This is a genomic window from Streptomyces sp. NPDC092369 (assembly GCF_044755245.1).
GTDB lineage: Bacteria > Actinomycetota > Actinomycetes > Streptomycetales > Streptomycetaceae > Streptomyces.
This window is the reverse complement of the sequence record NZ_JBIVQP010000003.1, coordinates 506,454-518,553: the sequence shown is the minus strand read 5'-3', so window position 1 is coordinate 518,553 and position 12,100 is coordinate 506,454. Positions and strand designations below refer to the sequence as shown.

12 protein-coding genes are annotated in these 12,100 nt (G+C 67.4%); 11 read left to right on the top strand and 1 reads right to left on the bottom strand.

The features are described from left to right. Positions 1–106: 106 nt before the first annotated feature. The 11 genes from ACIQI8_RS19220 (at position 107) to ACIQI8_RS19170 (ending at position 10,152) form a co-directional block, all read left to right on the top strand. Positions 107–1,429, top strand: coding sequence for an MraY family glycosyltransferase (locus ACIQI8_RS19220; RefSeq protein WP_402351659.1), 1,323 nt, complete (start codon positions 107–109; stop codon positions 1,427–1,429). Positions 1,430–1,717: 288 nt separating this feature from the next. Beyond that, a complete protein-coding gene (locus ACIQI8_RS19215) occupies positions 1,718–2,131 on the top strand; it encodes a hypothetical protein (protein ID WP_402351656.1) in 414 nt (137 codons plus the stop codon). Between the two features lie 210 nt (positions 2,132–2,341). Then, entirely contained in the window at positions 2,342–3,175 is an 834-nt protein-coding gene (gene atpB / locus ACIQI8_RS19210; protein WP_185146045.1) for a F0F1 ATP synthase subunit A, read from the top strand. Between the two features lie 76 nt (positions 3,176–3,251). After that, positions 3,252–3,482 carry an ATP synthase F0 subunit C gene (atpE, locus tag ACIQI8_RS19205; RefSeq protein ID WP_103780068.1) on the top strand — a complete coding sequence of 77 codons (231 nt, stop codon included), beginning with the start codon at positions 3,252–3,254 and terminating at the stop codon, positions 3,480–3,482. Between the two features lie 42 nt (positions 3,483–3,524). Further along, positions 3,525–4,076, top strand: a complete 552-nt coding sequence (locus tag ACIQI8_RS19200) for a F0F1 ATP synthase subunit B (RefSeq protein ID WP_402351653.1) — start codon at positions 3,525–3,527, stop codon at positions 4,074–4,076. Further along, on the top strand, positions 4,073–4,888 hold the full coding sequence (locus ACIQI8_RS19195) for a F0F1 ATP synthase subunit delta (protein ID WP_402351650.1): 816 nt from the start codon (positions 4,073–4,075) through the stop codon (positions 4,886–4,888). The genes ACIQI8_RS19200 and ACIQI8_RS19195 overlap by 4 nt, the downstream gene beginning before the upstream one ends. A gap of 201 nt (positions 4,889–5,089) precedes the next feature. Beyond that, complete coding sequence (gene atpA, locus ACIQI8_RS19190) at positions 5,090–6,679, top strand: F0F1 ATP synthase subunit alpha (RefSeq protein WP_123997727.1); 1,590 nt, start codon at positions 5,090–5,092, stop codon at positions 6,677–6,679. Between the two features lie 20 nt (positions 6,680–6,699). Next, a complete protein-coding gene (locus ACIQI8_RS19185; protein ID WP_402351646.1) occupies positions 6,700–7,614 on the top strand; it encodes a F0F1 ATP synthase subunit gamma in 915 nt (304 codons plus the stop codon). Then, complete coding sequence (gene atpD, locus ACIQI8_RS19180; protein ID WP_402351643.1) at positions 7,614–9,050, top strand: F0F1 ATP synthase subunit beta; 1,437 nt, start codon at positions 7,614–7,616, stop codon at positions 9,048–9,050. The genes ACIQI8_RS19185 and atpD overlap by 1 nt, the downstream gene beginning before the upstream one ends. Positions 9,051–9,182: 132 nt before the next feature. Then, positions 9,183–9,557, top strand: a complete 375-nt coding sequence (locus ACIQI8_RS19175; protein WP_401728848.1) for a F0F1 ATP synthase subunit epsilon — start codon at positions 9,183–9,185, stop codon at positions 9,555–9,557. A 148-nt stretch (positions 9,558–9,705) separates the two neighbouring features. Next, on the top strand, positions 9,706–10,152 hold the full coding sequence (locus ACIQI8_RS19170) for a DUF2550 domain-containing protein (protein ID WP_402351640.1): 447 nt from the start codon (positions 9,706–9,708) through the stop codon (positions 10,150–10,152). Positions 10,153–10,170: 18 nt separating this feature from the next. On the opposite strand, the gene ACIQI8_RS19165 is transcribed toward ACIQI8_RS19170, so the two are convergent. Continuing rightward, positions 10,171–11,991: a glycosyl hydrolase family 18 protein gene (locus tag ACIQI8_RS19165; protein WP_402351637.1), complete on the bottom strand. Its 1,821-nt coding sequence runs from the start codon at positions 11,989–11,991 to the stop codon at positions 10,171–10,173. Positions 11,992–12,100: the final 109 nt, after the last annotated feature.

The window sequence follows — 12,100 nt, the reverse complement described above, 5'->3', positions numbered from 1 at the left end:
CACAGGCACGCGTGCAACCATCGTCGCTACCCGGAAGTCCCCACTCATATGCGTCCCTCGCTAGGGTGTGGGGCTGAGATGGCCAGCGAGACCTGTGGGGAAGCCTGTGCGTGAATACCTGCTGACGCTCTGCATCACGGCCGCGGTGACGTATCTGCTGACAGGGCCGGTGCGGAAGTTCGCGATCGTGGCCGGAGCGATGCCGCAGATCAGGGCCCGTGACGTGCACCGGGAACCCACTCCGCGGCTCGGCGGTATCGCGATGTTCTTCGGGCTGTGCGCCGGTCTGCTGGTCGCGGACCATCTGACCAATCTCAGCGAGGTCTTCGACAAGTCGAACGAGCCGCGGGCGCTGCTCTCCGGGGCTGCCTTGATCTGGCTGATCGGTGTCCTGGACGACAAGTTCGAGATCGACGCCCTGATCAAGCTGGGCGGCCAGATGATCGCCGCGGGCGTGATGGTCATGCAGGGTCTGACGATCCTGTGGCTGCCCATTCCGAAGGTCGGCACGGTCGCGCTGACCCAGTGGCAGGGCACGCTGCTGACGGTGGCGCTGGTCGTGATCACCATCAACGCGGTCAACTTCGTGGACGGTCTCGACGGCCTCGCCTCGGGCATGGTCTGCATCGCCGCCGCCGCGTTCTTCATGTACTCGTACCGCATCTGGTACTCGTACGGCATCGAGGCCGCCGCCCCCGCCACCCTGTTCGCGGCCGTCCTGATGGGCATGTGCCTGGGCTTCCTGCCGCACAACATGCATCCGGCGCGCATCTTCATGGGCGACTCCGGTTCGATGCTGATCGGGCTGGTGCTGGCCGCCGGCGCGATCTCCATCACGGGCCAGGTCGACCCCGACAGCCTGTTCGGCGGCTCCGAGCGCCAGGCGGTGCACCAGATGGTGCCGGTCTACATCCCGCTGCTGCTGCCGTTGACGATCATCGCGATCCCCGCCGCTGACCTGGTCCTCGCCATCGTGCGCCGCACCTGGAAGGGCCAGTCGCCGTTCGCCGCCGACCGCGGGCATCTGCACCACCGGCTCCTGGAGATCGGCCACTCGCACAGCCGGGCGGTGCTGATCATGTACTTCTGGTCGGCGCTGATCGCGTTCGGCGCGCTCGCCTACTCGGTCAACTCGGCTTCCATGTGGATCGTGTTGGGGATCGTGTTCCTCTGCGCGATCGGTCTCGCGCTGCTTCTGCTGCCGCGCTTCACCCCGCGTACCCCGCGCTGGGCCGAGGCCTTCGTGCCGCCGCGCTACCGGCGCCGCCGGCGGGCCGCCGAGCAGGAGCAGGGCGAGGAACTGGAGCCGGTGGCCGCCGCCTTGGCGGAGGAAGCGGCGGCGGACTGTGCGGAATCTCGCACTCCGGTTGCCGTCGGGGTATCGGGAGTCAACGGGGCGACCGCACTCGGTGCCCGACGCCGTAGGTAAGAATCTGACTAGAGCATTGCCAACTCGTGGGGGAGCAAAGCTTCCCAATACCAGACAAGTTGCCCGTGATTCCGCACAGACGCGCACTGTCACTCTCATGTGTGACAGCGAGCACACCCACTTGGTAAAGACCGCATCAAATAGTTTGTGATACGGTTCACGAGAACCCCGGACAGAGCCGAAGGACCGTAGTGCGACGGTCCATTGGCGTGAGACTCCTCATCGCCCCGGGGCTACGCTCGTCCATGACGACACCCCCAGCCCCCCTGCGAAAGCGGAGTTGCCGCCATGCCGTCCAATGACGTCCGGATCCTGGCCCAGGCCGCCGTGCCCACGGCTGCCGTCGGCGCGATCGCCGCCGTCGTCAGCGGCGTGGTCGCGGGTGGCAAGGGCGCGATCGGGGCGGCCGTCGCGACGCTGATCGTCATCCTCTTCATGGGAATCGGGCTCTACGTTCTGCAGCGCACTGCCAAATCGCTTCCGCACCTGTTCCAGATGATGGGTCTGATGCTCTACGCGGCACAGATTCTTCTGCTGTTCATGTTCCTCGCGATCTTCAAGAACACGACGTTGTTCCACCCCCGGGCCTTCGCGCTCACGCTCGTCGCCGGCACTCTCGCCTGGATCGCCGCGCAGACGCGAGCCCACATGAAAGCCAAGATCCTCTACGTCGAGCCCGAAAAGACGGGGCACTCGTCGTGAGAGGTAGGGCCGGGATAAAAGCGCACGCGGGACCCTGCTATCGTCCGGTGCCAACTGCGGCATCGCGGGCGCGGGCATCTGAGCTGACGCCTGCTCAATCGCGAGGCGAGATGCCCCCCAGCCGCCCCCACATCCGTCACACCAGTCCCGTGCCGAACCGCGGCCTCGCGCCGCGCCGACACAACGAGGTTGCCGTACCTATGCGCCACGATGAAGGAGCCCGCGGTGAGTGCTGATCCGACGCAGACGCTCGCTTTCGACACGAGCTGCCACCTGTTCGACGGGTGCGGCTTCCCGGCTCCGGGCCTGCACTCGTTCCTGTTCGAGCCGATCGCCGGCGACACCGACGGCCTGTACTTCAACAAGCCGATGCTGCTGGCCCTGCTCGGTTCGATCCTCGTGGTGGGCTTCTTCTGGGCCGCGTTCCGCAAGCCCCAGATCGTGCCGGGCAAGCTCCAGATGGTCGCCGAGGCCGGCTACGACTTCGTCCGGACCGGCATCGTCTACCAGACGATCGGAAAGCGCGAGGGCGAGAAGTACGTACCGCTCGCCGTCTCGCTGTTCTTCTTCATCTGGATGATGAACCTCTGGTCGATCGTCCCGCTCGCGTCCTTCCCGGTGACGTCGATCATCGCCTACCCGATGGTGCTGGCGGCGATCGTCTACATCACGTGGGTCTCGCTCACCTTCAAGCGGCACGGCTTCGTCGGTTTCTTCAAGAACGTCACCGGCTACGACAAGTCGCTCGGCGCCGTCCTGCCGCTCTCCATGACCATCGAGTTCTTCTCGAACCTGCTGGTCCGTCCGTTCACGCACGCGGTGCGACTCTTCGCGAACATGTTCGCCGGTCACACCCTGCTGCTGCTCTTCACGATCGCCAGCTGGTACATGCTGAACGGCATCGGCATCGCCTACTCCGCTGTCTCGTTCGTGATGGTCATCGTGATGACCGCCTTCGAGCTCTTCATCCAGGCGGTTCAGGCGTACGTCTTCGTCCTCCTGACCTGCACCTTCATCCAGGGCGCGCTCGCCGAGAACCACTGAGCGACCCCCTGACCCAACCGACAGACCCACCGGTGGCCAACCCCCACCGGTCACTGAAAGAGAAGGAAGAACCGGCATGTCCGCTCTCCAGACCCTCGCTGCGGTCGACGGCAACCTCGGCTCCATCGGTTACGGCCTCGCCGCGATCGGCCCGGGCGTCGGCGTCGGCATCATCTTCGGCAACGGCACCCAGGCCCTCGCCCGCCAGCCCGAGGCGGCCGGCCTCATCCGCGCCAACCAGATCCTCGGCTTCGCGTTCTGTGAGGCGCTGGCCCTCATCGGCCTCGTCATGCCGTTCGTCTACTAAGACGAACCACGACGACAGCCCCATTCGACGAAAGGCACTGATGTGAACCACGCACTGGTTCAGCTGGCGGCCGAGGCGGAGAAGGAGAATCCCCTCGTTCCGCCGTGGCCGGAGCTCGTCATCGGCCTGATCGCCTTCGTCATCGTCTTCGGCTTCCTCGCCAAGAAGCTCCTCCCGACCATCAACAAGGTCCTGGAAGAGCGTCGCGAGGCCATCGAGGGCGGTATCGAGAAGGCCGAGGCCGCGCAGACCGAGGCCCAGAGCGTCCTTGAGCAGTACAAGGCCCAGCTCGCCGAGGCCCGGCACGAGGCCGCGCGTCTGCGCCAGGAGGCGCAGGAGCAGGGCGCCGCGCTCATCGCGGAGATGCGGGCCGAGGGCCAGCGTCAGCGCGAGGAGATCGTCGCCGCCGGTCACGCCCAGATCGAGGCCGACCGCAAGTCCGCCGCGTCCGCGCTGCGCCAGGACGTCGGCAAGCTCGCCACCGACCTGGCCGGCAAGCTGGTCGGCGAGTCCCTCGAGGACCACGCCCGGCAGAGCCGCGTGATCGACCGTTTCCTCGATGACCTTGAGGAGAAGGCCGAGGCGGCTCGATGAACGGAGCGAGCCGCGAGGCCCTGGCAGCCGCACGCGAGCGTCTCGACGCCCTGACGGACTCGACGTCCGTGGACGCCGGCTCGCTCGCCGACGAGCTGGCCGCCGTCACCGCGCTGCTCGACCGCGAGGTGTCCCTGCGTCGGGTCCTCACCGACCCGGCGCAGGACGGCGCGGGCAAGGCCCAGCTGGCCGAGCGCCTGTTCGCCGGTCAGGTCGGCGGGCAGACCGTGGACCTGGTGTCCGGCATGGTCCGCTCGCGCTGGTCGCAGTCGCGTGACCTGGCGGACGCGCTGGAGGAACTGGCCAACATCGCCGACCTCACGGCGGCCCAGCAGGCCGGCGCGCTCGACGACGTGGAGGACGAGCTGTTCCGGTTCGGCCGGATCGTCTCCTCCAGCACCGAGCTGCGCGCCGCGCTGACCGGCCGCAAGGACGTCGGCACCGCCAAGACCGAGCTGCTGCACCGCCTGCTCGACGGCCGGGCCAACCCGACCACCGAGCGTCTGGTGACGCGTCTGGTCACCGCGCCCCGGGGACGTAGCCTGGAGACGGGACTGGAGTCCCTGTCCAAGCTCGCCGCCGAGCGCCGGGACCGCATGGTGGCCGTGGTCACCTCGGCCGAGCCGCTGAGCGACTCGCAGAAGCGGCGCCTCGGCGCCGCCCTGACGAAGCTCTACGGCCGCCCGATGCACCTGAACCTCGACGTCGACCCCGAGGTCGTCGGCGGGCTGCGGGTGCAGGTCGGTGACGAGGTCATCAACGGTTCGGTCGCGGACCGCATCGAGGACGCCGCCCGCCGCCTGGCGAGCTAGCAGCAACTTCAGAGCAGCAGAGCAGTACCAGCAGCAGAGCAGTACCGCAGTACCAGCAGGACAGCAGTAGCGACAGAGCAGTACGTACCTACGGCCCGGTTGGGCCGTGCAGAGGATTCACCTCTTTCAGGGGGGAGTCCGGAAGTTCAGGCACCCCCCAAAGTGAAACTTCGGGCCCAACAAGGAGAGCAGGGAACCCAGATGGCGGAGCTCACGATCCGGCCGGAGGAGATCCGGGACGCGCTGGAGAACTTCGTCCAGTCGTACAAGCCGGACGCGGCCTCGCGCGAGGAGGTCGGTACGGTCACCCTTGCCGGCGACGGCATCGCGAAGGTCGAGGGCCTCCCCTCGGCCATGGCCAACGAACTGCTGAAGTTCGAGGACGGCACCCTCGGTCTCGCGCTCAACCTCGAAGAGCGTGAGATCGGTACCGTCATCCTCGGCGAGTTCAGCGGTGTCGAGGAGGGCCAGCCGGTCACCCGCACCGGAGAGGTCCTGTCCGTCGCCGTCGGCGAGGGCTACCTCGGCCGTGTCGTCGACCCGCTCGGCAACCCGATCGACGGCCTCGGCGAGATCGAGACCACCGGCCGCCGCGCCCTGGAGCTGCAGGCCCCGGGCGTCATGGTCCGCAAGTCGGTGCACGAGCCGATGGAGACCGGCTACAAGGCCGTCGACGCGATGACCCCGATCGGCCGTGGCCAGCGTCAGCTGATCATCGGCGACCGCCAGACCGGCAAGACCGCCCTGGCCGTCGACACGATCATCAACCAGCGCGACAACTGGCGCTCGGGCGACGTGAACAAGCAGGTCCGCTGCATCTACGTCGCCATCGGTCAGAAGGGCTCCACCATCGCCTCCGTGCGTGGTGCGCTCGAAGAGGCCGGCGCCCTTGAGTACACGACCATCGTCGCCGCCCCGGCGTCCGACCCGGCCGGCTTCAAGTACCTGGCGCCGTACACCGGTTCGGCCATCGGCCAGCACTGGATGTACGACGGCAAGCACGTCCTCATCATCTTCGACGACCTCTCCAAGCAGGCCGACGCCTACCGCGCCGTGTCCCTGCTGCTGCGCCGTCCGCCGGGCCGCGAGGCCTACCCGGGTGACGTCTTCTACCTGCACTCCCGTCTCCTTGAGCGCTGCGCGAAGCTCTCCGACGAGATGGGCAAGGGCTCGATGACCGGCCTGCCGATCGTCGAGACCAAGGCCAACGACGTCTCGGCGTTCATCCCGACCAACGTCATCTCCATCACCGACGGCCAGTGCTTCCTGGAGTCGGACCTCTTCAACGCCGGTCAGCGCCCCGCGCTGAACGTCGGTATCTCCGTCTCCCGAGTCGGTGGATCCGCGCAGCACAAGGCGATGAAGCAGGTTTCCGGCCGACTGCGCCTCGACCTTGCCCAGTACCGCGAGCTGGAGGCGTTCGCCGCCTTCGGTTCCGACCTGGACGCCGCGTCGAAGGCCCAGCTGGAGCGCGGTCAGCGGCTGGTCGAGCTGCTCAAGCAGCCGCAGTACCAGCCGATGCCCACCGAGGACCAGGTCGTCTCCGTGTGGTCCGCGACCACCGGCAAGATGGACGACGTACCGGTCGAGGACATCCGCCGCTTCGAGAAGGAGCTCCTGGAGTACCTGCACCGCAAGCAGCAGGGCCTCATGACCTCCATCAAGGAGGGCGGCAAGATGTCGGACGACACCCTCACCGCCGCCGCGGACGCGATCACCGAGTTCAAGAAGCAGTTCGAGACCTCGGACGGCAAGCTCCTCGGCGAGGACGCCCCGGCCGCGGCCAAGTGACGTAGGAAGGGACCTGACTCATGGGAGCCCAGCTCCGGGTCTACAAGCGTCGCATCCGATCCGTCACCGCGACCAAGAAGATCACCAAGGCGATGGAGATGATCGCCGCCTCGCGCGTCGTCAAGGCGCAGCGCAAGGTGAGGGCCTCCACGCCGTACGCGACCGAGCTCACCCGCGCGGTCACGGCGGTCGGCACCGGTTCGAACACCAAGCACCCGCTGACCACCGAGGCCGAGTCGCCGACCCGTTCCGCGGTCCTGCTCCTCACGAGCGACCGCGGTCTGGCCGGCGCCTTCAACGCCAACGCCATCAAGGCCGCGGAGCAGTTGACCGCGCGTCTTGAGGCCGAGGGCAAGGAGGTCGACACGTACATCGTCGGCCGCCGCGGTCTGGCCCACTACAACTTCCGCGAGCGCAAGGTCGTGGAGTCGTGGTCGGGCTTCACCGACGAGCCCTCGTACGCGGACGCGAAGAAGGTCGCGGGTCCGCTGATCGAGGCGATCGAGACGGAGACGACCGAGGGCGGCGTGGACGAACTCCACATCGTCTACACCGAGTTCGTGTCGATGATGACGCAGACGGCGATCGACAGCCGACTGCTTCCGCTCAGCCTCGACGAGGTCGCGGAAGAGGCGCCCAAGGGCGAGATCCTTCCGCTGTACGACTTCGAGCCGTCGGCGGAGGACGTCCTGGACGCCCTCCTGCCGCGGTACGTGGAGAGCCGTATCTACAACGCGCTGCTCCAGTCGGCCGCTTCCAAGCACGCCGCCACGCGCCGTGCGATGAAGTCGGCCACCGACAACGCGGGAGACCTGATCACCACGCTCTCCCGACTTGCCAACGCGGCCCGCCAGGCCGAAATCACCCAGGAAATCAGCGAGATCGTCGGTGGCTCCGCAGCCCTGGCCGACGCGACCGCGGGGAGTGACAGGTAATGACGACGACAGTTGAGACGGCCGTTGCCACGGGCCGCGTCGCCCGGGTCATCGGCCCGGTCGTCGACGTGGAGTTCCCCGTCGACGCGATGCCGGAGATCTACAACGCTCTGCACGTCGAGGTGGCCGACCCGGCCCTCGACGGTGCGAAGAAGACGCTGACCCTGGAGGTCGCCCAGCACCTGGGTGACGGCCTGGTCCGCACCATCTCGATGCAGCCCACCGACGGTCTGGTCCGCCAGGCCGCCGTCACCGACACGGGCACGGGCATCACCGTCCCGGTCGGCGACTTCACCAAGGGCAAGGTGTTCAACACCCTCGGCGAGGTCCTGAACAGCGACGAGAAGTACGAGGGCGAGCGCTGGTCCATCCACCGCAAGGCCCCCAACTTCGACGAGCTCGAGTCGAAGACCGAGATGTTCGAGACCGGCGTCAAGGTCATCGACCTGCTCACCCCCTACGTCAAGGGTGGCAAGATCGGCCTGTTCGGCGGTGCCGGCGTCGGCAAGACGGTGCTCATCCAGGAGATGATCTACCGCGTCGCCAACAACCACGACGGTGTCTCCGTGTTCGCCGGCGTCGGCGAGCGCACCCGTGAGGGCAACGACCTCATCGAGGAGATGGCCGACTCGGGCGTCATCGACAAGACCGCCCTGGTCTTCGGTCAGATGGACGAGCCGCCGGGCACGCGTCTTCGTGTGGCGCTTGCCGGTCTGACCATGGCGGAGTACTTCCGCGATGTGCAGAAGCAGGACGTGCTGTTCTTCATCGACAACATCTTCCGCTTCACGCAGGCCGGTTCCGAGGTCTCGACCCTGCTCGGCCGTATGCCCTCCGCGGTGGGCTACCAGCCGAACCTGGCCGACGAGATGGGCCTCCTCCAGGAGCGCATCACCTCGACGCGTGGTCACTCGATCACCTCGATGCAGGCGATCTACGTCCCCGCGGACGACCTGACCGACCCGGCCCCGGCCACCACCTTCGCCCACCTCGACGCGACGACGGTTCTCTCCCGTCCGATCTCCGAGAAGGGCATCTACCCGGCCGTGGACCCGCTGGACTCCACGTCCCGCATCCTGGACCCCCGCTACATCGCGGCGGACCACTACAACACCGCCATGCGCGTCAAGACGGTGCTGCAGAAGTACAAGGACCTCCAGGACATCATCGCCATCCTCGGTATCGACGAGCTCGGCGAGGAGGACAAGCTCACCGTCCACCGCGCCCGTCGCGTGGAGCGCTTCCTGTCCCAGAACACCCACGTCGCCAAGCAGTTCACCGGCGTCGACGGGTCGGACGTCCCGCTGGAGGAGTCGATCACCGCGTTCAACGCGATCATCGACGGTGAGTACGACCACTTCCCGGAGCAGGCGTTCTTCCTCTGCGGTGGCATCGAGGACCTGAAGGCCAACGCCAAGGAGCTGGGCGTCTCCTGAGCCCTGAGCTCGATGTGAGTCCCATGACTCACCGGTGAGGGGGCGGGGCACGTCCCGCCCCCTCATTCACGCCCACTAGACTTGTAACCAACACCCGGCACAACCGCCGGGTGGTGACCCGAGGAGCCAACCTTGGCTGCTGAGCTGCACGTCGCGTTGGTCGCGGCCGACCGAGAGGTCTGGTCCGGCGAGGCCACCCTGGTCGTCGCGCGCACCACGTCCGGCGACATCGGCGTCATGCCCGGTCACCAGCCGCTGCTCGGTGTGCTGGAGTCGGGCCCGGTGACCATCCGTACGAGCGACGGGGGAACGGTCGTGGCGGCTGTCCACGGCGGTTTCATCTCGTTCGCGGACAACAAGCTGTCCCTGCTGGCCGAGATCGCCGAGCTGTCGGACGAGATCGACGTCCAGCGCGCGGAGCGGGAGCTGGAGCGCGCGAAGGCGGAGGGCGACGCCTCCGCGGAGCGCCGTGCGGACGTACGACTGCGTACGGCGGCCGGGAGCTGAGCTTGAACCCAGCACAGCTGCGATGACGTCACTCAGCCGCGATCGGCACCGGAGCAATCCGGAGCCGGTCGCGGCTGAGGCAGATCTGGATGTTTTTTCCGTTCCGTTATCTGTTTTCGGTACCTAGGAGACGAGGAGGTCGGTGTCGATGGTCCTCGCTCTGACTGTGTGCGGAATCTTGGTGGCCCTGGTGGTACTGGGGCTGTTCGTCTTCGGTCTGCGCCGCAGACTCATCCAGCGCTCCGGCGGCACCTTCGACTGTTCCCTGCGCTGGGACGTCCCGGCGAAATCCGACACCAGTGGAAAAGGCTGGAGTTACGGCGTCGCCCGCTACAACGGCGACCGCATCGAGTGGTACCGCGTCTTCTCCTACGCCTACCGCCCGCGCCGGGTGCTGGAGCGCGCCGCGATCGAGGTGGCCGGCCGCCGACTGCCCGAGGGCGAGGAGGAGTTGGCGCTGCTGTCCGACGCCGTGGTCCTCACCTGTCTGCACCGGGGCACGCGTCTCGAACTCGCCATGAGCGATGACGCGCTGACCGGATTTCTCGCGTGGCTTGAGGCAGCCCCGCCCGGTCAGCGCGTCAACGTCGCTTAGCTGTTAGCGGCAACTCGCTTACGCGAGGCCGTTGTTGATGGCGGTCACCAGCTCACCGTTGCTGGTGTCGCCGCTGAAGTCCCAGAAGAACGCGCCGCCCAGACCCTGGGTCTTGGCCCAGCTCATCTTTCCGGCGATCGTGCTCGGGGTGTCGTAGGACCACCAGTTGTTGCCGCAGTAGGCGTACGCCGTGCCGGCGATCGTGCCGGTGGCCGGGCAGGACGTCTTGAGGACCTTGTAGTCCTCGATGCCCTGCTCGTAGGTGCCGGGCGCGGGGCCGGTCGCCGAGCCGCCGGGTGCGGCCTGGGTCACGCCGGTCCAGCCTCTGCCGTAGAAGCCGATGCCGATGAGCAGCTTGCTCGCGGCGACGCCCTTCGACTTGAACTTGGCGATCGCGTCGGCCGTGGTGAAGCCGGCCTGCGGGATGCCGGTGTAGGTGGTGAGCGGGGAGTGCGGGGCGGTCGGGCCGTCCGCGTCGAAGGCGCCGAAGAAGTCGTACGTCATCACGTTGTACCAGTCGACGTACTGGGCCGCGCCCGCGTAGTCGGCGGCGTCGATCTTGCCGCCGGAGGTGCCGTCCGCCGTGGTGGCGGCGGTGACCAGGTTGTTGGAGCCGAACTTGGCGCGCAGCGCCTGCATCAGGTTCTTGTACGCCGCGGCACCGCTGGTGTCGCAGGACAGACCGCAGGCGTTGGGGTACTCCCAGTCGATGTCGATGCCGTCGAAGACATCGGCCCAGCGCGGGTCCTCGACCAGGCTGTAGCAGGAGTTGGCGAACGCGGTCGGGTTGGCCGCCGCCTGGGCGAAGCCGCCGGACCAGGTCCAACCGCCGAAGGACCACAGGATCTTGATGTTCGGGTACTTGGCCTTCAGCTGGCGCAGCTGGTTGAAGTTGCCCGCCAGCGGCTGGTCCCAGGTGTCGGCGACGCCGCTGACCGACTGGTCGGCGGTGAACGTCTTCTGGTAGTCGGCGTAGGCGTCACCGATCGCGCACTGCCCGTTGGTCACGTTGCCGAACGCGTAGTTGATGTGCGTGATCTTCGAGGCCGAGCCCGAGGTCACCAGGTTCTTGACCTGGTAGTTGCGGGTGTAGGTGCCCCACTCGGTGAGATAGCCGAGCTTGACCTTGTTGCCGGTGGGCGGGGTCGTGGTGCCGCCGGTGGTGTGCACGGCGACCGCGCCGCTGACCGGGCCGGTCTGGTCGACGGTGTCCCGGGCCTGGATCGTGTACGAGTAGTCGGTGCCGGCGGTCAGGCCGGTGTTGGTGTACGACGTCGTCGTCACCGTGGCGACCTTGGCGCCGTCGCGCAGCACGTCGTAGTTCTTGATGCCCTTGTCGTCGGTGGCCGCCGACCAGGACAGGTTCACCGAGGTGTTGGTGATGTTCGAGGCGGTCGGGGTGCCGGGCGCGGAGGGCGCCGCGTCGCCGGGAACCGTGGTGCCGTCACAACTGTCGCCGTTCAGCTTGCAGTTGGAGGGCGAGCCGGAGCCGGCGCCGTTGAAGCCGAAGGAGACGGAGGCCCCGGGGGCGATGGTGCCGTTGTAGGACTTGTTCTTGGCGGTCCAGTGGGTGCCGGAGGACGTGACGTCGGCGTCCCAGGCGGAGGTGACGGACGTGCCGGAGGGGAAGTCCCACTCGACGGTCCAGGTGCTGATGGCGGCGGTGCCGGTGTTCTTGACGGTCCACTGACCGCCGAAGCCGGTGCCCCAGTCACTGGTCTTGGCGAAGGTGGCGGTCGCCGTGGTGGCGGCCTGGGCGGGGCTCGCGAGGCCGACGAGTCCGGCCAGCGGGAGCAGCAGGGACGCGAACCCTGCGGCGGCTCTGTGTCTGAAGCGCATGGTGCGCCTCCTCTTTTCAAAGAGCTCAAAGAGCGGGGGTGGGGGTGCGACTGAGCCTTCGCACCCACGGTGCCGCGAGAATAGAAAGGTCTGGACCACAGGTCAAGAG

Bases quoted from the DNA above. Each gene is read 5' to 3' on its own strand.
- ACIQI8_RS19215 (WP_402351656.1), top strand. From the start codon at position 1,718: ATGCCGTCCAATGACGTCCGGATCCTGGCCCAGGCCGCCGTGCCCACG.
- atpB (WP_185146045.1), top strand. From the start codon at position 2,342: ATGAAGGAGCCCGCGGTGAGTGCTGATCCGACGCAGACGCTCGCTTTC.
- atpE (WP_103780068.1), top strand. From the start codon at position 3,252: ATGTCCGCTCTCCAGACCCTCGCTGCGGTCGACGGCAACCTCGGCTCC.
- ACIQI8_RS19195 (WP_402351650.1), top strand. From the start codon at position 4,073: ATGAACGGAGCGAGCCGCGAGGCCCTGGCAGCCGCACGCGAGCGTCTC.
- atpA (WP_123997727.1), top strand. From the start codon at position 5,090: ATGGCGGAGCTCACGATCCGGCCGGAGGAGATCCGGGACGCGCTGGAG.
- ACIQI8_RS19185 (WP_402351646.1), top strand. From the start codon at position 6,700: ATGGGAGCCCAGCTCCGGGTCTACAAGCGTCGCATCCGATCCGTCACC.
- atpD (WP_402351643.1), top strand. From the start codon at position 7,614: ATGACGACGACAGTTGAGACGGCCGTTGCCACGGGCCGCGTCGCCCGG.
- ACIQI8_RS19170 (WP_402351640.1), top strand. From the start codon at position 9,706: ATGGTCCTCGCTCTGACTGTGTGCGGAATCTTGGTGGCCCTGGTGGTA.
- ACIQI8_RS19165 (WP_402351637.1), bottom strand. From the start codon at position 11,991: ATGCGCTTCAGACACAGAGCCGCCGCAGGGTTCGCGTCCCTGCTGCTC.